Origin of the sequence: Pseudomonas jinjuensis (assembly GCF_900103845.1) — a bacterium.
GTDB classification, from domain to species: domain Bacteria; phylum Pseudomonadota; class Gammaproteobacteria; order Pseudomonadales; family Pseudomonadaceae; genus Pseudomonas; species Pseudomonas jinjuensis.
Window position 1 is genome coordinate 158,102 of sequence record NZ_FNIJ01000005.1, and the last position, 19,900, is coordinate 178,001.

17 protein-coding genes and 1 pseudogene are annotated in these 19,900 nt (G+C 65.6%); 16 read left to right on the forward strand and 2 right to left on the reverse strand.

Annotation, left to right across the window (positions count from 1 at the left end; genetic code table 11):
* The first annotated feature begins 35 nt into the window (after positions 1-35).
* From BLR75_RS08895 to BLR75_RS08905, 3 genes are all read left to right on the forward strand, one after another.
* Positions 36-467, forward strand: a complete 432-nt coding sequence (locus tag BLR75_RS08895) for a MarR family winged helix-turn-helix transcriptional regulator (protein WP_217633597.1) — start codon at positions 36-38, stop codon at positions 465-467.
* 77 nt (positions 468-544) lie between these two features.
* Positions 545-1,111, forward strand: coding sequence for a sugar O-acetyltransferase (locus BLR75_RS08900; protein WP_084310613.1), 567 nt, complete (start codon positions 545-547; stop codon positions 1,109-1,111).
* Positions 1,112-1,190: 79 nt separating this feature from the next.
* Positions 1,191-2,099 (forward strand): LysR substrate-binding domain-containing protein, encoded by a 909-nt coding sequence (locus tag BLR75_RS08905; protein ID WP_084310612.1) that lies wholly within the window; start codon positions 1,191-1,193, stop codon positions 2,097-2,099.
* 84 nt (positions 2,100-2,183) lie between these two features.
* Here BLR75_RS08905 and BLR75_RS08910 read toward each other — a convergent pair whose 3' ends face one another.
* Positions 2,184-3,887, reverse strand: coding sequence for a BCCT family transporter (locus BLR75_RS08910; RefSeq protein WP_084310611.1), 1,704 nt, complete (start codon positions 3,885-3,887; stop codon positions 2,184-2,186).
* A gap of 409 nt (positions 3,888-4,296) precedes the next feature.
* Here BLR75_RS08910 and BLR75_RS08915 point away from each other — a divergent pair, with 409 nt between their 5' ends.
* The 7 genes and pseudogenes from BLR75_RS08915 to BLR75_RS08940 all read left to right on the forward strand — a co-directional run bounded on the left by BLR75_RS08915 (position 4,297) and on the right by BLR75_RS08940 (position 11,239).
* Positions 4,297-5,484, forward strand: a complete 1,188-nt coding sequence (locus BLR75_RS08915; RefSeq protein WP_084310610.1) for an aromatic ring-hydroxylating oxygenase subunit alpha — start codon at positions 4,297-4,299, stop codon at positions 5,482-5,484.
* A 10-nt stretch (positions 5,485-5,494) separates the two neighbouring features.
* The gene (locus BLR75_RS08920) at positions 5,495-6,940 is read left to right on the forward strand and encodes an aldehyde dehydrogenase family protein (RefSeq protein ID WP_084310680.1); all 1,446 of its coding nucleotides are present in this window, start codon (positions 5,495-5,497) and stop codon (positions 6,938-6,940) included.
* 10 nt (positions 6,941-6,950) lie between these two features.
* Positions 6,951-7,112, forward strand: a pseudogene (locus BLR75_RS26995) (rubredoxin); the annotation flags it as partial.
* The gene (locus tag BLR75_RS08925) at positions 7,101-8,336 is read left to right on the forward strand and encodes an FAD-dependent oxidoreductase (protein ID WP_245726123.1); all 1,236 of its coding nucleotides are present in this window, start codon (positions 7,101-7,103) and stop codon (positions 8,334-8,336) included. The pseudogene BLR75_RS26995 and the gene BLR75_RS08925, both read left to right, overlap by 12 nt.
* A 10-nt stretch (positions 8,337-8,346) precedes the next feature.
* On the forward strand, positions 8,347-9,678 hold the full coding sequence (locus BLR75_RS08930; protein WP_084310608.1) for an NAD(P)/FAD-dependent oxidoreductase: 1,332 nt from the start codon (positions 8,347-8,349) through the stop codon (positions 9,676-9,678).
* Positions 9,675-10,043, forward strand: a complete 369-nt coding sequence (locus BLR75_RS08935) for an ethanolamine utilization protein EutQ (RefSeq protein ID WP_084310607.1) — start codon at positions 9,675-9,677, stop codon at positions 10,041-10,043. Before BLR75_RS08930 ends, BLR75_RS08935 begins: the two co-directional genes overlap by 4 nt.
* A 20-nt stretch (positions 10,044-10,063) precedes the next feature.
* Positions 10,064-11,239 carry an MFS transporter gene (locus tag BLR75_RS08940; RefSeq protein ID WP_084310606.1) on the forward strand — a complete coding sequence of 392 codons (1,176 nt, stop codon included), beginning with the start codon at positions 10,064-10,066 and terminating at the stop codon, positions 11,237-11,239.
* Between the two features lie 68 nt (positions 11,240-11,307).
* Here the strand turns inward: BLR75_RS08940 and BLR75_RS08945 are convergent, their stop codons facing one another.
* Complete coding sequence (locus BLR75_RS08945) at positions 11,308-11,955, reverse strand: TetR/AcrR family transcriptional regulator (RefSeq protein WP_084310605.1); 648 nt, start codon at positions 11,953-11,955, stop codon at positions 11,308-11,310.
* Between the two features lie 123 nt (positions 11,956-12,078).
* Here BLR75_RS08945 and BLR75_RS08950 point away from each other — a divergent pair, with 123 nt between their 5' ends.
* The 6 genes from BLR75_RS08950 (at position 12,079) to BLR75_RS08975 (ending at position 19,870) form a co-directional block, all read left to right on the forward strand.
* On the forward strand, positions 12,079-12,981 hold the full coding sequence (locus BLR75_RS08950; RefSeq protein ID WP_084310604.1) for a crotonase/enoyl-CoA hydratase family protein: 903 nt from the start codon (positions 12,079-12,081) through the stop codon (positions 12,979-12,981).
* Between the two features lie 93 nt (positions 12,982-13,074).
* Positions 13,075-14,853: an AMP-binding protein gene (locus BLR75_RS08955; RefSeq protein WP_084310603.1), complete on the forward strand. Its 1,779-nt coding sequence runs from the start codon at positions 13,075-13,077 to the stop codon at positions 14,851-14,853.
* Between the two features lie 9 nt (positions 14,854-14,862).
* Positions 14,863-16,074, forward strand: coding sequence for an acetyl-CoA C-acetyltransferase (locus tag BLR75_RS08960; RefSeq protein ID WP_084310602.1), 1,212 nt, complete (start codon positions 14,863-14,865; stop codon positions 16,072-16,074).
* Complete coding sequence (locus BLR75_RS27195) at positions 16,074-18,245, forward strand: 3-hydroxyacyl-CoA dehydrogenase NAD-binding domain-containing protein (RefSeq protein WP_084310601.1); 2,172 nt, start codon at positions 16,074-16,076, stop codon at positions 18,243-18,245. Before BLR75_RS08960 ends, BLR75_RS27195 begins: the two co-directional genes overlap by 1 nt.
* Before the next feature lie 81 nt (positions 18,246-18,326).
* On the forward strand, positions 18,327-19,622 hold the full coding sequence (locus tag BLR75_RS08970; RefSeq protein WP_084310600.1) for a class I adenylate-forming enzyme family protein: 1,296 nt from the start codon (positions 18,327-18,329) through the stop codon (positions 19,620-19,622).
* Positions 19,601-19,870 (forward strand): AMP-binding enzyme, encoded by a 270-nt coding sequence (locus BLR75_RS08975; protein ID WP_084310599.1) that lies wholly within the window; start codon positions 19,601-19,603, stop codon positions 19,868-19,870. The genes BLR75_RS08970 and BLR75_RS08975 overlap by 22 nt, the downstream gene beginning before the upstream one ends.
* Positions 19,871-19,900 lie beyond the last annotated feature (30 nt).

A 19,900-nucleotide genomic window follows, 5' to 3' on the forward strand; every position in this document is an offset into this window, starting at 1 on the left:
AAGAATCACTAGTTGATAAAGTCAACCGTATAGCCATGAATAGCGCCGACGACGTCTTCGAAGCCATCCACTCCGTCATGCACCTGTACCGCTCCCGGCAGTACCGCGACCTTCGCGACGGACCTCATGAACTGACCCACATGGAATTCAAGGTGCTGAACTTCTTCGCCCGGCATCCCGGCGGCACCCAGCGCGACCTGGTGGAGCACAGTGGCCGTGACAAGGCGCAGATCACCCGGCTGATCCAGGGCCTGAAGGCCAAGGCGCTGCTGGAGGCGGTGGTCGACGAGGAGGACAAGCGCTTCCAGCGCATGTACCTGACTGCCGCCGGGATCGAGGTGCAGGGTTTCGTGCAACGGCAGGGCAGGCGACTTTCGAAGGTGGCGGTGAAAGGCCTGAGCGAGACGGAGTGCGCGCAGCTGCAGGGGCTGCTGGAGCGGGTGAAGGCTAATCTGCAGGGGGATTGAGATTCGCTGCCGATCGGTTTGAACATGCCCGGGGGCCGGCAGTCCATGTCATGAGCGTTCATTCAGGCGAGGTGGCCATGTCCCGTTCACAGAAACAACGCATGCTCGTCGGCGAACCCTATATCGCCGACTGCACCGAGCTCGCCGCGGACGCGGCGCGGGCGGCGCGCTGGATGCAGGACTACAACGCTTCGCTCGCGTCCTCGCCGGAGGAACGCCTCGCCATGCTGCGGGAACTGTTCGGCGAAGTGGGCGAGGGGGTGAATATCCGTCCGCCGTTCCACTGCGACTACGGCTGCAACATCCGGGTCGGCAGCAGGGTTTTCATGAACTTCAACTGCATCATCCTCGACGTGAACCCGGTGACCATCGGCGACGGCACCCAGGTCGGCCCCGGAGTGCAGATCCTCACCGCGGACCATCCGCGCGATCCTGTCCTGAGATCGCAGATGTGGGAGTCCGGCAAGCCGGTGTCCATCGGCTCGAACGTGTGGATTGGCGCGGGGGCGCTGATACTGCCCGGCGTGACCATTGGCGACGATGCAATCGTGGGGGCGGGCAGCGTGGTCACCCGCGACGTGGAGGCTGGTGCGACGGTGATGGGCAACCCGGCGCGGATACGCAGTCCCATGCCGGTCGAATAGTTTCCGCGCGGTACCAAAGCGCGGATCGGGCCTCTAATATGACGTGTCAGTCCAACCACCGGGTCGAGAGCGATTCTCCGTGAAAATTCAACCACTTCCGCCGCTCAACAGCCTGCTCGCCTTCGAAGCGGCCGCCCGCCACCTGAGTTTCACGCTCGCCGCCAGGGAGCTGAACGTCACCCAGGGCGCGATCAGCCGTCAGGTGCGGCTGCTGGAGGATTATCTCGGCAAGACGCTGTTCGAGCGGACGACCCGCACCATCAACCTGACCCCGACCGGCGCCCAGTACTACGAGACGGTGCGCGACTGCCTGCAGCAGCTGGCGCGTTCCACCGGGGAGATTCGCCAGTGGCGGGGCAACCAGCAGGTGACGGTGGCGACCAGCACGGCGATGGCATCGCTCTGGCTGCTGCCCAAGGTGGCGGAGTTCCAGAGCCAGCACGAGGAGATCGATCTGCGGATCATCGCCCTCGACCATGTGAAGGACCATTCCCGGCTCGATTGCGACCTGGCGCTGTACTACTGCAGTTCGCCGCCGAAGGAGATGGAGGTCACGCCGCTGTTCTCCGAGGAGATCTTTCTGGTCTGTAGTCCGGCCTATCTGGCGAAGAACCCGCAGTTGGCGTCGGTCGAGGGGCTGTCCGGCTGCACCTGGCTGTGGCTGGAGGATTCGCAGCGCGACTGGGTCGGCTGGCCGGAGTGGTTCAGGCGCATCGGCCACGAGCCGCTGACGCCGAAGCACCGGATCAACATCAACAGCTACGGCATGCTGATCCAGTCGGCGATCAGCGGGCAGGGCGTGGCGCTGGCGTGGAACCGGCTGGTCGACGATGCGCTGAGTACCGGTGCGCTGGTCCGGCCGAACGATGCCGTGCTGCGCACGGACGCGACCTTCTGCCTGCTGGAACCGCTCAGCGGGCACGGGCGGCGGCAGAGCGTCAGGCTGTTCCGCGACTGGCTGATGGGACATCCGTCGGTGCGCGGATAGACGATTTTCGAAAGCCTTGAACGACCAACGCCGCCGGCTTGTGGCCGGCGGCGTTGGTGCTGTCAGGTGGCTGAATCGCCAAGGTCAGCCGGCCTTGCGTGCGCTCCAGGCTGCACTCGAGGCCCCGCCCGGCATCGGTCCGCTGCGCTGCGCGACACCCTCCCGGGAAGATTCCTGCCTGGATTCGCGACGGCCCGGAGGTAGGTCGGGCAAGCCGCTTGCCACTTCCTGCCGCAGGCTGCGGAACAGGGTGTAGCTGGTCAGCAGGATGAATGCTGCGATGGGCAGGCCGGCGGCGATGCTGGCCATCTGGATCGCCTTGAGCCCTCCCGCCATCAACAGGCCGGTGGCGATGGCGCCTTCCAGGATGCACCAGAGCAGCCGGATGCTCTGTGGTGGATTGGTGCTGCCCATCGAGTTGAGGGTGCACAGCACCTGGGTTCCCGAGTCGGCGGAAGTGATGAAGTAGGTGGCCAGCAGGATGCAGACGAGCACGCTGAGGGCCTTGCCGATCACGCCGCCGTCGATCTTCTGCAGCAGGGTGAACATGGCCGACGTGGTTTCCTTCTTGGTCGCCAGCAGGACGGTGCCGCCTTCGAACTTCGCCTGGTCGCCGACCAGTTGGCCGCTGGCGACCTGTTGCTCATGCAGTTGCCGGTCGGTCTGCTCGGCTTTCAGCGCGGAACCGCCGAACACCGACATCCATATGATGGTGACCAGGGTCGGCACGATGAGCGCGCCCGCCACCAGTTCGCGGATGGTGCGGCCCTTGGAGATCCGCGCGATGAACAGGCCGACGAACGGGCCCCAGGTCATCCACCACGGCCAGTAGAAGGCGGTCCACCAGTTCTGCCAGCCGCTGTCCTTCTGGGCATCGCTCCAGAAGCTCAGGCCGACGATGTTCTGGGCATAGTCGCCGGTGCTCTCCAGCATGAGGTTGAGGATGTAGCGGGTCGGCCCGAGGACCAGGAGCAGCAGCACCAGGACCACGGAAAGCAGCATGTTCCATTCGGACAGGCGCTTCATCCCGCGGGAGACGCCGGCCATGACCGACATGGTGGTGACGATGCTGATCACCACGATCAGGGCGATCTGCACGCCCAGGCTGACGGGCAGGTCGAACACCTGGCTGAGGCCGGTGTTCATCTGCACCACGCCCAGGCCCAGGGACTGGGACACGCCGAACGCGGTGATGACGACGGCGAGGATGTCCACCACATGGCCGATGGGACCGTAGATGCGCTCGCCGATCAGCGGGTAGAGGATCGACCGCATGCTCAGCGGCAGCCCCTTCCGATAGGCGAAGTAGGCCAGTCCAAGCCCGACGATGGTGAAGATGGCCCAGGGATGCAGGCCCCAGTGGAACAGGGTCAGCCGCATCGCGGTGGTCGCGGCCTCGTCCGTCAGGCCGGTGGCGAACGGATTGCCCGCGTAGTGCCACATGGGTTCCGCGACCGACCAGAAGATCAGGCCGATACCCATGCCGCCGCTGAACAGCATGGCGATCCACGAACCGAAGCTGAACTCGGGTTCGTCTTCGTCGCGGCCCAGCTTGAGATGGCCGTAGCGGCTGACCATCAGGTAGAGCAGCAGGCCGAGCACCCCGGTGACCGCGGCCAGGTAGAACCATTTGAAGTTCTGCAGGATGAAGTCGGAGGTGGTCTGGAAGACAGCGCCCGCAGCTTCTGCAAAGAGGGCGCAAAACAGGACGAAAACCACGACGGCGACGATCGAGACGAGCGTCACCGTGGGATTGAGGCCCTTCAACGGGCCTGACTCTGCACGCATGGAGTTATCCCCTTTTTGTTTTTGTACAAGGGTTGGTTTTATCGGTGATGGCGAAAGCCAGGCATTGGCATCTGCCTGGATCACGGAGTTCGCTTCACGCTGGAATGATCCCGGGTCGATCAGCCCTGGATGCGGCAACAAAATGGTGGACGCAGGGCCCTGCGACAACTCATTTCTGCTCATCAAGTCATTACATTTTCGCATTAATGAGGAATGCTGCCCCCTATTGCATGTGTGCGAGCCGCGCTGCGTTCAGGGTAATCCTCGAATTCCGTATTCATGAGAAAAGGTAATTAATTCCGCCAAAAAAATCGTTTGTCCGCTGCTCTGTCTCTTGCCGAAACTCGCCGCCATGCAGCAGGCCGAATGGCCGCGCATTTCCTTTCGTGCCAAGCAAGAGAGAACAACAATGACTTCGACTGCCCTTCGCCTGATTCCGACCCACGCCCTGGAAACCATCCTGGCTCCGATCCACGAAGCCCACGGCCTGACCAACGAGTTCTATACCGAGCAGCGCTATTTCGAGCTGGAGCGCGACCACGTGCTGGGCCGCAACTGGGCCTGCATCGGCTTCGCCAGCGACCTGCCGAAGAACAGCTACGTGAAGCCGGTGGATTTCATGGGCCTGCCGCTGCTGATGATGCGCAACCGCGAGGGCGTGGTTCAGGTCTTCCACAACGTCTGCAGCCATCGCGGCGTGAAGCTGGTGCAGGAAGCGGGCGAAGTGCAGGGCGTGATCCGCTGCCCCTACCACTCCTGGACCTATGACCTGAACGGCGGCCTGAAAGGCACGCCGCACGTCGGCGGCATCAACCAGCACAAGGACGAGCGCTTCGCCTGCGAGAAGCACGGCCTGAAGGCCCTGCGCAGCGCCATCTGGATGGACATGGTGTTCATCAACCTGTCCGCCGACGCGCCGGAGCTGGAAGAGCAGCTCGCCCCGCTGACCGAGCGCTGGACCCAGTTCCTCGGCACCGACGGCATGGGCCTGATGCGCCGCGAAGCCAACAGCGGCGCCCTGAGCATCGAGGTCAACTGCAACTGGAAGCTGGCGGTGGAGAACTACTGCGAGTCCTACCACCTGCCGTGGGTGCACCCGGCGCTGAACACCTACTCGCGCCTGGAAGACCACTACAACATCATGTTCGACCAGTTCGCCGGCCAGGGCAGCCACGCCTACAACCTGTCCGACGTCGCCGGCACGCACCTGCCGACCTTCCCGTCCTGGCCGCAGGATCGCATGCGCACCGCCGAGTACGTGTCCTTCTTCCCCAACGTGCTGCTGGGCATCCAGGCCGACCACGCCTTCGCCATGATGCTGGAGCCGGTCGCCCCGGGCAGGACCATCGAGCACCTGCGTCTCTTCTACGTCGGCGACGAGGCCCTCGACCCGCGCTTCGAGGCCGCCCGCGACGCGGTGAAGGAATCCTGGCGCGTGGTGTTCGCCGAGGACATCGCCTCGGTGGAAGGCATGCAGAAGGGCCGTCATTCCCCCGGCTACAACGGCGGCGCGTTCTCCCCGGAGATGGACCTGCCGACCCACTACTTCCACCAGTGGGCCGCACGCCAGCTGCTCGACTGCGCACAGAACGCCTGAGGTGGCCGCCATGCATCAGATCGCATCGCACTGGCTGAACTTCATCGACGGCCAGTGGACCGACAGTGAGCAGCGCCTCACCGTCAGCAACCCCGGCACCACCGAGCCGGTCGCCAGCATCGCCCAGGCCACCGTGGCCGATGCGGAGCGCGCCGTGCAGGCGGCGCGCCGCTGCGCCGACAGCGGCGAGCTGACCCGCGCCCGCCCGGCGCAACGGGTCGCCTGGCTGCTGGAGATCGCCGCGCAGATCCGTGCGCTGACCGAGGAGGGCGCCTGGGCCCTCTGCCAGGAGAACGGCAAGCGGCTGCGCGACGCCCGCGACGAGTTCGTCGAGGCCGCGCGCTACTTCGAGTACTACGCCGGCATGGCCGACAAGATCGAGGGGACCTCCATTCCCCTCGGCAACGGCTACATGGACTTCACCGTCTACGACCCGATGGGCGTGTCGCTGCAGATCGTGCCGTGGAACTTCCCGGTTTCCATCTGCGCCCGCTCGCTGGCGCCGGCGCTGGCCGCCGGCAACGCGGTGGTGATCAAGTCGCCGGAGCTTTCGCCGCTCGGCCTGTGCGTGCTGCTCAAGGCCATCGAGCGCGCCGGCCTGCCGAACGGCGCGGTGAACCTGATCTGCGGCCGTGGCCGCGAAGTGGGCGCCTATCTGGCCGGGCATCGCGACGTCGACCAGATCGTCTTCACCGGCTCGGTCGGCACCGGCCAGAGCATCCTGCGCACCGCCGCCGAGCACGCGATTCCCAGCGTGATGGAACTGGGCGGCAAGTCGGCCGCGCTGGTCTTCGCCGACGCCGATCGCGAGCAGGTTCTGGCCAGCGTGCGCAATGGCATCTTCTTCAACGCCGGCCAGGTCTGCTCGGCCATGTCGCGCCTGCTGGTGCAGCGCTCGGTATACGACGAGGTGGTGGCCGAGGTGGTGGCGATGGCCGAGGGCCTGAGCGTCGGCCTGGGCCAGGACGATCCGGACCACACGCCGGTGATTTCCGCCGGCCAGCTCGAAGGCATCGAGGCCATGTGCCGGCGCGCCCAGGAGCAGGGCGCGGTGGTCGCCACCGGCGGCGAGGCGCTCGGCGGCCTGCGCGGGCATTTCATGGCGCCGACGGTGTTCCGCGACGTCACCCCGGCGATGGAAATCGCCCAGGCCGAGGTGTTCGGGCCAGTGCTCGCGGTGATTCCGTTCGACACCGAGGAAGAGGCCATCGCCATCGCCAACGGCACCGACTTCGGGCTGGTGGCCGGCGTCTTCACCCAGGACCTCAACCGCTCGCTGCGCTGCGCACGGCGCCTGCGTGCCGGCCAGGTGTTCGTCAACGAATGGTACGCGGGCGGCATCGAGACGCCGTTCGGCGGGGTAGGACTGTCCGGTTTCGGCCGGGAGAAAGGGCAGGAGGCTCTCTACAGCTACGTACGGACCAAGAACCTGGCCCTGCGTATCCAGGGCGAGTGAGGGCGCGGCTATGAAGAAGTGGCTCTGCATCATCTGTGGCCTGATCTACGACGAGGCCCTGGGCTGGCCGGACGACGGCATCGCCGCCGGCACCCGCTGGGAAGACGTGCCCGAGGACTGGCTGTGCCCCGACTGCAAGGTCGGCAAGGCCGATTTCGAGATGATCGAGATCAGCGAGCCGGTGACCGCCGTCGCCACTCCTCCGGCTGCCGTGAAGCAGCCGCTGGCCGCCGCCGTACCCGCCGGGCCCGTGGTCATCATCGGCAGCGGCCATGCCGGCTACGGCCTGGCCCAGGAACTGCGCAAGGCCAACCCGCAGCTGGACATCCGCGTGCTGACCCAGGAGTCCGGGCACAACTACTCCAAGCCGGCGCTGTCCATCGCGCTGGCGCAGGGCCGCAGTGCCGCGGCGCTGGCGACGGAGAGCCCGCTGGCGCTGGAGCGGCGCCTCGGCATCCGCATCTACACGCACTGCCGGGTCGAGCGCATCGATACCGCGGCGCGGCGGCTGCACACCAGCCTCGGCGAGATGGAATACGGCCAGCTGGTGCTGGCCAGCGGCGCCTCGCCGGTGCGCCTGCCCATCGAGGGCTGCGCCGATGCGCTGCTCAGCGTCAACAACCTGCAGGACTACCACGAGTTCCGCGAGCGCCTGGAAGGCGTGCGCAGCGTGGCGATCCTCGGCGACGGGCTGATCGGTTGCGAGTTCGCCAACGACCTGGCGAGCAGCGGCTACCAGGTGCGGGTCATCGGCCTCGGCTCCTGGCCGATGGAGCGGCTGCTGCCGGAACAGGCGGGCCTGCAACTGCAGCGGGCGCTGTCCGGGCTCGGCGTGCAATGGAATCTGCTCAGCACCCTGCAGCGCATCGAGCGGGGTGCGGACGGCTATCGGCTGACCCTGTCCGACGGCCAGACCGTCGAGGCGGATCTCGTGCTCAGCGCCGTCGGCCTGCGGCCGAACCTGCAACTGGCCGCGGACGCCGGCCTGGAATGCGGGCGCGGTATCAAGGTCGATGCCCATTTGCAGACCTCGAAGCCCGGCATCTACGCCCTGGGCGACTGCATCGAGATCGACGGGCAGCTGCTGCCGTATCTCGCGCCGATCAACGAGGGTATCCGCGCCCTGGCCCGGACCCTGTCGGGACAGCCGACTTCCGTCAGCTACCCGCTGATGCCGGTCACGGTGAAGACCCCGGCGGCGCCGCTCTGCCTGCTGCCGCCGCCGGTCGACTGCGAGGGCCAGTGGCGCTGCGAGGCGACCGCCGACGGACTGAGCGCGGCCTTCCATGCCCCTGACGGCGCGATGCGCGGCTTCGTCCTGCTCGGACGGCAGGCGCAACAACAACGCAATGCCTGGCTGCAGAGCTGCCAGGCCACACAACAGAACGTGGCGTGAGTGCCGAACAATGAACAGTATCGTTAACCTGCCTCATGACGACCGCAGCTGCGGCTGGTACGCTGCGCTGCCCGAGCCCTTCCCCTGCAAGCGTCTCGTTGGCGAGCAGAAGGCCGACTATGTGGTGATCGGCGCCGGCTTCGCCGGCCTTGCCGCGGCGCGCCGGCTGGCCGAGCACATGCCGCAGTCGCGCATCCTGCTGGTGGATGCCCAGCGCATCGGCTACGGCGCCTCGGGCCGCAACTCCGGCTTCGTCATCGACCTGCCGCACAAGTTCGCCCTGGAACATCCCGATCCGCAGCACAAGCAGCGCCTGCTGGGCCTCAACCGCGCCGCCATCGACCAGCTGCAGACCCTGATCGGCCGCCACGGCATCGACTGCCAGTGGTCCCATGCCGGCAAGTACCAGGGCGCCGTGGGCGAACGCGGTCTCGCCTATCTCGACCATTTCGAGAAGCTGATGGCCGACCTCGGCGAACCCTACCGCCTGGTGGAACGCGACGAACTGGCCGGCGTGCTCGGCACCCGCCATTACAGCCGCGCCATCTTCACTCCGGGCTGCTACCTGATGCAGCCGGCCGCGCTGGTGCGCGGGCTGGGCGATTCGCTGCCGGAGAACGTCGAGGTGCTGGAGGAATCGCCCATCCAGCGCCTGGAGCGCGAGGCCGGCGGCGGACGCTGGGTCCTGCATGGCGAGGACGGGCTGATCCGCACCCCGCGCGTGCTGCTCGGCACCAGCATCTTCACCCAGGAGTTCGGCTTCCTGCGCAACCGCCTGCTGCCGGTGATGACCTTCGCCAGCTGGACGCGCCCGCTCACCGACTCCGAGATGAAGGCAACCGGCATCCAGGCCGACTGGGGCCTGACCCCGGCCGACCATGCCGGCACCACGGTGCGCATGACCCAGGATCGCCGCCTGATCATCCGCAACACCTACAAGCACGTGCCGCGCTACGGGCGCAGCATCGGCGACGACACCCGGGCGAAGATCCGCGACGACCACCGCAAGGCGTTCCTCGCGCGCTACCCGCAACTCGCCAATGTGCCCTTCACCCATACCTGGGGCGGGGTCTACGCCATCTCGCGCAACTTCACCAACTTCTTCGGCCAGCTGGACGACGGCCTCTTCGCCACGGCCTGCGACAACGGGGTAGGGGCGGCGTGGGGCACGATTTCCGGAACGCTGCTGGCCGACATGGCGGTGGGCGCCAAGTCCACGCTGCTCAGCGACATCCATGCGGTCACCGGCATGCCGTCGCTCAATCCGCCGGAGCCGTTCCTCGGGCTCGGCGTGCGCACGCGCATCCGCTGGGCGGCCTGGAACAGCAGGAGCGAGCTATGACCACGCCGAGCGGCAAGGGGCCGGTGCTGCTGGTCGATCACCGCAACCTGGAATTCAGCCATCGTGGCGGCCCGCCCGGCGGCGCCAGCGTGGCCCGCGCCATCAGCAACGAAGTCTCGCCGAACATGGGCATCGGCTTCGCCCTGTGGGACGGCGCCGAGGTGGCGTGGACGGTGCTTTACGACGAAGTGATCTTCGTCATCGAGGGCTGCTTCGAGCTCCGGGCGAACGGCGAGCTGTACCGGGTGGAGCCGGGGCAGCTGCTGTGGATTCCCGAGGGGACCGAGCTGGTCTACGGCGGCCATGCGCTGTTCGGCTACGTCGTGCATCCGGGCGACTGGAAACAGCGCCACGGCCTCGCCTAGGACCTGACCGGGGACTCCAATTGTTCGCACTCACCAGGGCGTTCGGAACGCTCTACGCGGCAGCCCTGCTGATGCAGCTGGGCTCAAGCCTGCTGATGACCTACCTGGCGTTGTACATGGACGCCAGCGGCGTCGCCGAACGCTGGAGCGGCGCGCTGATGGCGGCCAACGCGCTGGGCATGGTGGCGGGCGGACGCATCGGCTACTGGCTGATCGGCCGCGTCGCCCATGCCCGCGCCTTCATCACCGGCGCCGGGATCATCGTCACGGCGGTGCTCTGCCACCAGCTCAGCGACTGGCTGCCACTCTGGCTCGCGCTGCGCTTCGTGGTCGGGGCGGCGATGATGTGCCAGATGATGGTCATCGAAAGCTGGCTCAACGAGTGCGCGCCGGGCGATCGCCGTGGCGGCGCCATCTCGCTGTACATGGTGGCCAGCTACGTGGGCATGATGCTCGGACAACTGCTGCTCAGCCTCGGCAACGGCCTCGACGCCCGCGCCCTGGTCGGCGTGGCCATCGCCTTCGCCATCGGGCTGGTGCCCATGGCCATGCATCGCGGAGCGCAGCCGAACGCCATCAGCCAGACGCGGGTCAATCCCATGCTGTATGTCCGGCGCCTGCCGCAGGCGCTCGGCACCGTCCTCGCATCGGGTCTGCTGAATGGTTGCTTCTATGGGCTGACACCGATCTTCGCCGCGCAGCTGGGCTTCACTCCGGCGCAGGTGGGGCAGTTCATGGCCCTGAGCATCGCCGCCGGACTGGCCGCCCAGCTTCCCCTCGGCAGGCTGTCGGATCGTTTCCCGCGCGTCACCCTGATCCGCCTGACCGCCGCCCTGCTGGCCGTGGCCTTCCTGCCGCTGGCCTTCCTCGATGCGCCGCAGCACGGCTGGGTGCTGCTCGCCGGCGCGGCGATCGGTTGCCTGCAGTTCAGCCTGTATCCGCTCGGCGTCGCCCACGCCAACGACAACCTGGAGCCCGAACTGCGGGTGTCGGTGGCCGGCGTGCTGCTGGTGGCCTTCGGCATCGGCGCAACCATCGGCCCGCTGGTCGCGGGGGCGTTGATGGAGCGCCTGGGCCCGCAGGCGCTGTATCTGTTCGGGGTGGGCGTGACCGTGCTGCTGGCTGGGCTGGTCAGGGGGAAGCGAAGGGAAGACGCTCCGGCCATCCGGGCGAGCCAGCCGGGTTCCGTCGGCTAGTCGAAACGGTGCGCCAGCTCCGCCACGGCGGTCGGCAAACCGGCATCGCTCCCTGTGACTGGCCGCGCTCATGAGGTTCGGGCGGGGCCACCCTGGTTGTCGTCATCGAATGGCGGGGCTTCGAGCAGCACCTGTACTGCCCGCACCCATTGTGCGATGAGCTTTTCGTGGTATTCCCGGCTGCTCACCAGAACGCTCGAGAGCGCCATCCCTCGCAGAAACACAAGGCTCAATGATTTGACTGCCTCGTAGTTCGGGCTTTCCCGCACTGCCGAGAAGAGGCTCTCCACCACGCGCTCCCGCTCCGCCCGGGCAGCTCTCTCCGCGCCTCTGATGGCCGCTTGCAGATCGCTGTCTGTGCGTGACGTCGCCCAAAGCTCCAGCTCCGCAAGAAACGCTGGCTGCAGGCTCATCGAGGACAGGATGCGTATGGCCCGTTCCAGCGGATTCAACACATCCCCCATCGTCAATTCCGCCTGGCGTACCGCCTCGTCGTTACGGCGAACCAGTTCCTCGATGGTGGCCGACAGCAAGGCGGCATGCGTGGGGAAATGGTGCAGCAGCGCACCTCGGCTGGCTCCGGATCTGCGCTGCACTTCCAGTGTGGTAGTGGCGGCGGCGCCCAGTTCGATCAGCGACGACACCGCCGCATCCAGCAGGCGCTGCCGGGTGGCGAGTTTCTTGGAGGGGGCTGTGGGGTTGGTTGCTCTCTGCATGAAGGGATATTTGCTCGATGAATGATGAGTACAGTCAGTGTTGACTGTCTTTGCTTCGGCTCATACAGTCAATTCTGACTGTTTTCCTCCGATCAACCAAGATCGTACTGCCTGGAGCCTGATATGCCGACCTTCGCCACCGTCACCATCGAACAAGATCCCCAGTCGCCTCGTGTAGCGCGTCTGCTGCTGAACCGCCCGGAACGGCTCAACGCAATCACCGACCAGACGCCTCGCGACATTCGGGCGGCAGTGGAGTGGGCGGAAGGCAATGATGAAGTCCATGTGATCATCGTCGAAGGCGCCGGCAAGGGCTTCTGTGGTGGCTACGACCTCGCGGAATCCGCCGAACAGATGCAGGAGCACCCTTGCCAGCAGGAGGGCGCCCCCTGGGATCCGATGGTCGATTACGCCTTCATGAAGCGCAACACGGAGGACTTCATGAGCCTCTGGCGTTGCAGCAAGCCGACCATCGCCAAGGTACACGGCTATGCCGCGGCGGGTGGCAGCGACATTGCACTGAGCTGTGACCTGCTGGTGATGGCCGAGGATGCCCGGATCGGCTATATGCCAACGCGCGTCTGGGGCTGCCCGACGACTGCCATGTGGACGTTCCGCCTGGGCTTCGCCCGGGCCAAGCAACTGATGTTCACCGGCGACACCATCGATGGGGCCAAGGCGGCAGCCTGGGGACTGGCCAATGAGGTGGTGCCGAAGGAGAACCTGGAGGCCGCCACCATGAAGCTCGCCGAGCGAATTGCCGGCGTGCCCAAGTCGCATCTGGCCATGCACAAGATGGTGGTCAACCAGGTGATGCTGACCATGGGGCTGGAACAGACGCAGATGATGGCCACGCTGTTCGACGGCATCACCCGCCATAACCCGGAAGGCGTCTGGTTCCGCCGTTATGCCCAGGCAGAGGGTTTCAAGGCGGCGGTGCAGTGGCGCGACAGCGGTCGCCCGATCCCGGAGCGGGAGGAGGCCCGGGAGTTGATCAAGGAGCTGGAGGCCCGGCTGAACCGGTGACGCGCCGGTAAGCCGTTTCAACCCTTACGCACCGTGCAGCGTCCGTTCTCGCTGCGCTGTGGTGGATCCGCTCCTGGCCCAAGGAGATGCTTGATGTCGACTGCCGCATCCACAAGCTCCTGCATACAACATCGCATGGAGTCGACGACTTCGCCCTTTGAACTGCTTGCCCGGACAGCGCAGCAGTTGCCATCCCATACCGCGCTGGAATTTCTTCCCGACGACCTCGAAGGAGCACCACTCAAGCTCAGCTATCGGCAACTGCTGCAAGAGGTGCAGACAGTCGCGGCAGCGCTGAAGGCGACGGGTATTCGTGAAGACGAGTCCGTTGCCATCCTGCTGCCATTCGTTCCTCAGGCCGTATCCGCGCTCATCGCCGCAAGTGCCGTAGCCGTGGCATTTCCCGTCAACCTGCTGCTTTCGGCGGAGGCCATACGCTCGCAGCTCACCATCGCTCGCTGCCGTGTCGTCGTGACCATGGGGGCACACCCGTCCCTGGATGTGCATGCACGTGTCATGCGTGCGGTGGAGTCGATGGCGGTCGCACCCACGGTAGTCGAGGTGCCCCTGGCTGGACCTGCCCGGGGCGCTCTGGCCTGGGAGGAATTCATTCGCTTTCCGGCCTCGGGATTCGAGCCGGTCGGTTCGCCTGATCGCATCGGCGCACTGGTTCATACCGGCGGGACGACCGGGCATCCCAAGCTGGCCCGGCTCTCGTTGCGCAATGTGGCCACGGCGGCGTTCATGGCGAGTGCTGGCCTGGGCATCAGGCCATCCGAGCGGTTGCTGACGGGGCTGCCGTTGTTCCATGTGGGCGGCGCCATCGATGCCCTCATGGCCGCGCTGTCGGTTGGCGCGACGGTTGTCTTTCCCTCGCCCCTGGGAATGCGCAATCCGGCTGTCGTGCAGCGGATCTGGGAGATCATCGCCCGCTACAGGATATCCCTGCTGGGAGTCGTTCCGACTTCTCTCGCGGCCTTCAGGGACAGTCCGCGCGGAATCTCGGATCTCGGCAGGTTCAGGGCGATCATGACTGGCGGGTCGCCCTTGTCGGAGGATCTTGCCCTGCACCTGCAGGCCTGGATCGGCAAGCCCATCTACCAACTCTACGGAATGACCGAGTCCAGCGGGATCGCGACGGCACAGCTGATCAGCGGCCGGCGTGTAGCCCACGCGGCAGGCGCTCCGGCTCCTGGGGTGGAGATCAGCCTTGGCGAGCCCGGCGCCGAGTACCGGCCGGGAGCGAAAGGCGAAATCCTGATTCGGGGGCCGAACGTCTTCCAGGGTTACCTGACCGCCCAGGGTGTCATCGACGACCCGCAAGGGGGCTGGTTCTCGTCCGGCGATCTGGGTGAGGTTGCGGCCAATGGCGAGTTGAGGATCGTCGGCCGTTCCAAGGACGTGATCATCAGGAGCGGGCACAACATCGATCCCCAGGTCATCGAGGACGTCGCCCATCGGCATACCTCCGTGGCCCATGCGGCGGCAGTGGCGATGCCTGATGACTATGCCGGAGAGGTCCCCGTGCTCTTCGTGGTGGCACGCGCGGGCACGGCGTTCTGGCCAAGCGAGTTTTCCAGCTTCGTGGCGCAGCAGATCGCCGAGCCGCCGGCGCGCCCGAAACACATCTTCGTGCTTGACGAGTTGCCGCTGACCCCGTTCGGCAAGGTCGCGCGCTATCGCCTGCGCCAGCTGGCGGTTGAATACAAGGTCAGGGAACTGCTGGCAGAAGTCATCGACTCCCCAACGGTGACTTGCAGCGACCCGGCGGCCAGGTGCGTGGCAATCGATTCAGGGGACCGCCTGACAGCCGCCCAGATGAAGGACATCGATCGCATTCTGAGGCGATTCGATCTACAGGTAGAGGGTTAGGGAAACTACATGAGAGACGTATACATCTTCGACGCGGTCAGGACTCCCCGCGGTCGCGGCAAACCAGGCGGCAGCCTCAACGAGATCAGCCCGGTGTCTCTGGCGGCGCAGACGCTGGGCGCGCTTGCAGGACGTCTTCAGCTCGACACGGCGGCGATCGATGACGTCATGCTGGGCTGCGTGACACCTGTTGGCGAGCAAGGGGCGAATATCGCCCGAAGCGCCATTCTGATGGCCGGCTGGAACGAGAGCGTCGCCGGGCTGCAGGTCAACCGGTGGTGCGCGTCTGGTCTCGAAGCCGTCAATCTCGCGGCTGCCAAGGTTGCCTTCGGGGAGGCCGATCTTGCGGTCGGCGGCGGTGTTGAATCGATGTCCCGTGTGCCGATGGGGGGCGATGGCGGCTCGCTGTGCGCCGATCCCTCCGTGGCCATCCCTTTGCACTTCGTACCCCAAGGCATTTCGGCGGATCTGATTGCCACCTTGCATGGCATCGATCGCGCGCAGGCGGACAGGTATGCAGCCGAAAGTCACAGGCGAGCAGTGCTCGCGCAGAGCGAGGGACGATTCGGCAACTCGCTGATTCCCGTTCGGGACATCCTTGGCCAGGTCATCCTGGCGCAGGATGAAAACATCCGGGCCGGTACTACATTCGAAGCGCTCGGTGCATTGCCTCCGTCCTTCGCCCAGGCGGGTGAAGGAATGCCTGGCTTCGATGCGGTGGCTATCCGCAAATATCCCCAGGTCGAGGCGATCGATCACATCCACACCGCGGGCAACTCTTCCGCGCTGGCGGATGGAGCTGCCGCCGTGCTGCTGGGAACCGCCGAAGCGGGCCGGATCCATGGGCTGACACCTCGTGCCCGAATCCGTGGCACAGCCTCCATCGGTTCCGAGCCGACCATCATGCTGACCGGTCCGGAATTCGTGACCCGCAAGGCGCTCGAAAGAAGCCGCATGACGGCTCGGGACATCGATCTCTGGGAGCTGAACGAGGCGTTCGCCTCCATCGTCCTGCGCTTCATGCAGGCCATCGATGCGCCCTGCGACAGGCTGAACGTGAATGGCGGGGCGATTGCCATGGGGCATCCGCTGGGGGCGACCGGCGCGATGATCCTTGGAACGCTGCTCGACGAAATGGAGCGGCGTGATCTGGAAACCGGGCTGGCGACTCTGTGCGTAGGTGGCGGCCTTGGGACAGCGACGATTCTGGAGCGGGTCTGATGGAACGTGAAGCGACTTACACCACCATGCGCGTGGAACTTGACGGTGGCGTCATCGTGGCGACCATCGATCAGCCTGGCCGGACGCTGAATGTCATCGATCGCGAACTGCTCGCGGACCTGGGGAGGCTGATCGATCGCCTTGAGCGGGAAGATGCCGTTGGCCTGGTGCTGACATCGGGCAAGCAAGGCAGCTTCATCGCCGGTGCCGACCTCGACATGCTGGCCGAATATCCCGCCAGTCCTGCCGAGATATTCCCTCTCATCTGGGAAGCGCACCAGTTGTTCCGGCGCCTGGAAACGGTGGCATCACCCGCGGGGAAACACCCTGGCGGACACTTCGCAAAACCGGTGGCAGCGGTGCTGCGGGGGGATCTGCTCGGTGGAGGGTTCGAGCTGGCGCTCGCCTGCCACGCCCGCTTCGCGCCGGGCGATGCCCGTTTCTCCTGTGGCTTTCCCGAAGTCCAGCTGGGGTTGATCCCCGGTGGCGGCGGTACGCAACGAACCAGTCGGCTGGCCGGCATGCCGGCAGCCGTCGACCTGATCATCAGCGGTCGCAGGTACGATGCGGCAACCGCGCTGAATAAGGGGCTTGTCACCGAGGTTGCGCCCGATGCGGAACTGGAAGCCCGGGCAATCAGGTGGGTGCGCCAGGCCGGGCCCGTCTCCCAGCCCTGGGATCGTCCGGGTTTCGCTGTTCCTGGCGGGGCAGGCATGTCGCCCAAAGGGTTCTCGACCAGTGTCGGCGCCTGCGCCAGGTTGAGCGGGATGAGCCAGGGCAACAGTCCCGCAGCCGAGCAGGCGCTGGCTGCGATCTGGGAAGGCTCCCTGCTGCAGATCGATGTCGCCCTTCGACTCGAAGCCAAGCGCTTCGCCCTGTGCCTTGGATCGACACAAGCCAGGATGATGATTCGCGCGCTGTTCCATGACCGGACCGCGCTGGAAAAAGGCACTGCCCGGCCCGCCGGCATTCCTCCGCACACCATCCGGAAAATGGGTGTGCTGGGCAGCGGGTTGATGGGATCCGGCATCGCCTACATCGCCGCCAGGGCCGGGATCGAGGTGGTCGTCATCGATCGCGACGAGGAGTCCTCGAGAAAAGCGGTCGACTATGCCAGGCGCATCCTCGACCGGCTCATCGGTCGCGGTCGCCTGACGGAAGAGGCGGGGAGGGCGGTTCTGTCACGGCTCGTGCCGAGCACGGACTACGCCGCCCTGGCGGGCGCGGATCTGGTCATCGAAGCGGTCTTCGAGGATCTGGGCCTGAAGCGCGAGCTGCTGCGCAAGGCGGAGCAGGTTGTCGGTCCGAATGCGATCCTGGCATCCAACACGTCCACCCTGCCGATATCCCATATCGCGACTGCGCTCGAGCGTCCCGAGCGATTCATTGGCATGCACTTCTTCTCGCCAGTGGAGGCCATGCCGCTGCTGGAGCTTATTCCGGGCGAGAAAACGGGGGAGCAGGCGCTTGCCATGGGCTTCGATTTCAATCGCATGGTGCGCAAGATCCCCATCGTCGTCCGCGACGTCCGGGGGTTCTACACGAACCGGATCGTGCCGGCCTACCTGCACGAAGCCATGCTGATGGTCATGGAAGGCGTGTCGCCGGCTCTCGTGGAGAATGCCGCGCTTGCGCTCGGGATGCCCATCGGGCCCCTCGCCGTGATCGATGAGTTGACCCTGGAGCTGGTCTACAACATTTGCGAAACCAACCGTAAGGAACAGGGGAAAGACTACGTTCCGAACGGAACGGAGGAGTGGCTGGGCCAGCTGGTGCACCAGCTGGGCCGTCGCGGCAAGCGTTTTGGCGGGGGCTTCTACGACTATCCGGCGGATGCGAAGCGTCGACTCTGGCCGGGGCTGGCCGCTGCCTCCGCAACGCTCGAGGCTCAGCCGGAGCGTGCCGAGGTGGTCGAGCGGTTGCTCTATGCGCAGCTGGTTCCCGCTGTGCGTGGGATCACCGAGGACATCGTGCAGAGCCGGGCGGAGGCTGACGTTGGCGCCATCTTCGGTTGGGGATTCCCCGCGTGGACAGGTGGGCCGATCAGCTACGTGGAGTCGATTGGTGCCGAGCGCTTCATCGCGTCAGCTGACGCCTTGGCCCGGAAGTTCGGGCCGCGCTTTTCTCCCCCCAGGAATACCGTCGAGCGAATTTCAGCCGACACCTGGTGACGCTCGCCTGAACGCGGGCTCGGTGGCGATATTCCCCGGGCCCGCTACCAACAACAAGAATCTCTTCCATAAGGGACGGCAATGAACAGCCTTTTCCAAGCTATCCGCAGTGTGGCCTGCAGGTATCCCGGGCAGGACGCCATCGTGTTTTATCCAGACCCGGAGTTACCTGCCCAGGTCCTCACATACCGGGAACTGGACGCAGCGGTCGAGGCGGCGATCTCTGCCTTCATCAACGACGGCGTCAGGCCGGGTGATGTCATCGGCGTGATTCCGGCACTCAATCCGGAAAGCCTCATCGCCATCATTGCCGCCGCGAGCCTTGGCGTCGCACACCCGGTCAACGTACTGCTTTCGCCTGAGGCCATGAAGGCCCAGTTCGGCGCACTCGCGGTAAAGCGAATAGTGTCGCTGGGGAAAAGCCCGATGCTCGACGTGATGGGTCCGCTGGTACTTTCAGGTATCGACGCATCGAAGATCATCGAGATCCCTGTCGTTCCCGGTGCATCGGCGTTCAGGACCTGGGCCGAGTTCATCGGCGGTGCCGCCGGGCGCGTCGACATCGAGCGTGAGCAGGACGAGGTCGCGCTGATCTTCGGCACGGGAGGAACCACCGGGACTCCCAAGCTCGCGCAACTCTCGACGTCCAACATCATCTTCGCCAGTGATGCCTATAGCCGGGGGGCGGGGATGACGGAAGGGGATCGCATTCTTTCGGGATTGCCGCTCTTCCACGTAGGCGGATTGATCAATGCGGCGCTCGGTGCGCTGCTGTGCGGAGCGACCGTGGTGTTTCCTTCGGCCTTCGGCATGCGCAACCCGAAGGTCCTTGACGCTACCTGGCGCCTGATCGACGAGGCGCGAATCACCCTGGCGGCGCTGGTCCCCACTTCGATCTCGGCGATCCTGGATAAGCCGAAGGGCGATGCCGACCTTTCTCGACTGCGAGGGATCTTTACCGGCAGCGCGCCCATCTCTGCCGAGATCGCCGCCAGGCTGGAAGCCTGTGCACAGGCGCCGCTGATCGAGCTGTACGGCATGACGGAGACCTCCGGCATCACCTCGTGCAACTCGACGTCGAGTCGGAAGTTGGGCACCGTAGGCATGCCTGTCGAGGGTGTGGAGGTTTGCATCGGTGTCCCAGGCTCCGGTCATGCTCAACTGGAGCAGGGTGAGATCTTCGTCAGGGGACGCAACGTCTTCCTGGGCTACACCGATGCAGCCGAAACAGCGAAGGTGCTGAACGATGGCTGGATGGCCAGTGGCGATCTTGGTTACTTCAGGCCTGATGGGCGCCTCGTCATAAGCGGCAGGAGCAAGGACATCATCATTCGCAGCGGTCACAACATCCCGATGTGCTCTACGCAGCGGCCATAGGCTTTCCCGATGAGTATGCCGGGGAGCTTCCAGTGCTGTACGTCACGCTCAAACCCGGCGCGACAGTCACTGCAGAGGAGCTGCGCGCGTTCGTGTGCAGTCGCGTCAGCGAGCCACCTTCCCGACCCAAGCGCGTGTTCCTGATCGAGGAGATGCCATTCACCCCGGTTGGCAAGATCTTCAAGCCGGACCTGCGCATCGATGCGAAGAACCGTGCGGCTGCTGGTGAAGTGCTTTCAGGGTACTGATGGAGCGCCTGGGCCCGCAGGCGCCTTATC

What these genes read in the sequence shown, in the direction of transcription:
- BLR75_RS08895 (WP_217633597.1), top strand. Translation starts at nt 36, where the DNA reads ATGAATAGCGCCGACGACGTCTTCGAAGCCATCCACTCCGTCATGCAC.
- BLR75_RS08900 (WP_084310613.1), top strand. Translation starts at nt 545, where the DNA reads ATGTCCCGTTCACAGAAACAACGCATGCTCGTCGGCGAACCCTATATC.
- BLR75_RS08910 (WP_084310611.1), bottom strand. Translation starts at nt 3,887, where the DNA reads ATGCGTGCAGAGTCAGGCCCGTTGAAGGGCCTCAATCCCACGGTGACG.
- BLR75_RS08915 (WP_084310610.1), top strand. Translation starts at nt 4,297, where the DNA reads ATGACTTCGACTGCCCTTCGCCTGATTCCGACCCACGCCCTGGAAACC.
- BLR75_RS08920 (WP_084310680.1), top strand. Translation starts at nt 5,495, where the DNA reads ATGCATCAGATCGCATCGCACTGGCTGAACTTCATCGACGGCCAGTGG.
- BLR75_RS08925 (WP_245726123.1), top strand. Translation starts at nt 7,101, where the DNA reads ATGATCGAGATCAGCGAGCCGGTGACCGCCGTCGCCACTCCTCCGGCT.
- BLR75_RS08930 (WP_084310608.1), top strand. Translation starts at nt 8,347, where the DNA reads ATGAACAGTATCGTTAACCTGCCTCATGACGACCGCAGCTGCGGCTGG.
- BLR75_RS08935 (WP_084310607.1), top strand. Translation starts at nt 9,675, where the DNA reads ATGACCACGCCGAGCGGCAAGGGGCCGGTGCTGCTGGTCGATCACCGC.
- BLR75_RS08945 (WP_084310605.1), bottom strand. Translation starts at nt 11,955, where the DNA reads ATGCAGAGAGCAACCAACCCCACAGCCCCCTCCAAGAAACTCGCCACC.
- BLR75_RS08950 (WP_084310604.1), top strand. Translation starts at nt 12,079, where the DNA reads ATGCCGACCTTCGCCACCGTCACCATCGAACAAGATCCCCAGTCGCCT.
- BLR75_RS08955 (WP_084310603.1), top strand. Translation starts at nt 13,075, where the DNA reads ATGTCGACTGCCGCATCCACAAGCTCCTGCATACAACATCGCATGGAG.
- BLR75_RS08960 (WP_084310602.1), top strand. Translation starts at nt 14,863, where the DNA reads ATGAGAGACGTATACATCTTCGACGCGGTCAGGACTCCCCGCGGTCGC.
- BLR75_RS27195 (WP_084310601.1), top strand. Translation starts at nt 16,074, where the DNA reads ATGGAACGTGAAGCGACTTACACCACCATGCGCGTGGAACTTGACGGT.
- BLR75_RS08970 (WP_084310600.1), top strand. Translation starts at nt 18,327, where the DNA reads ATGAACAGCCTTTTCCAAGCTATCCGCAGTGTGGCCTGCAGGTATCCC.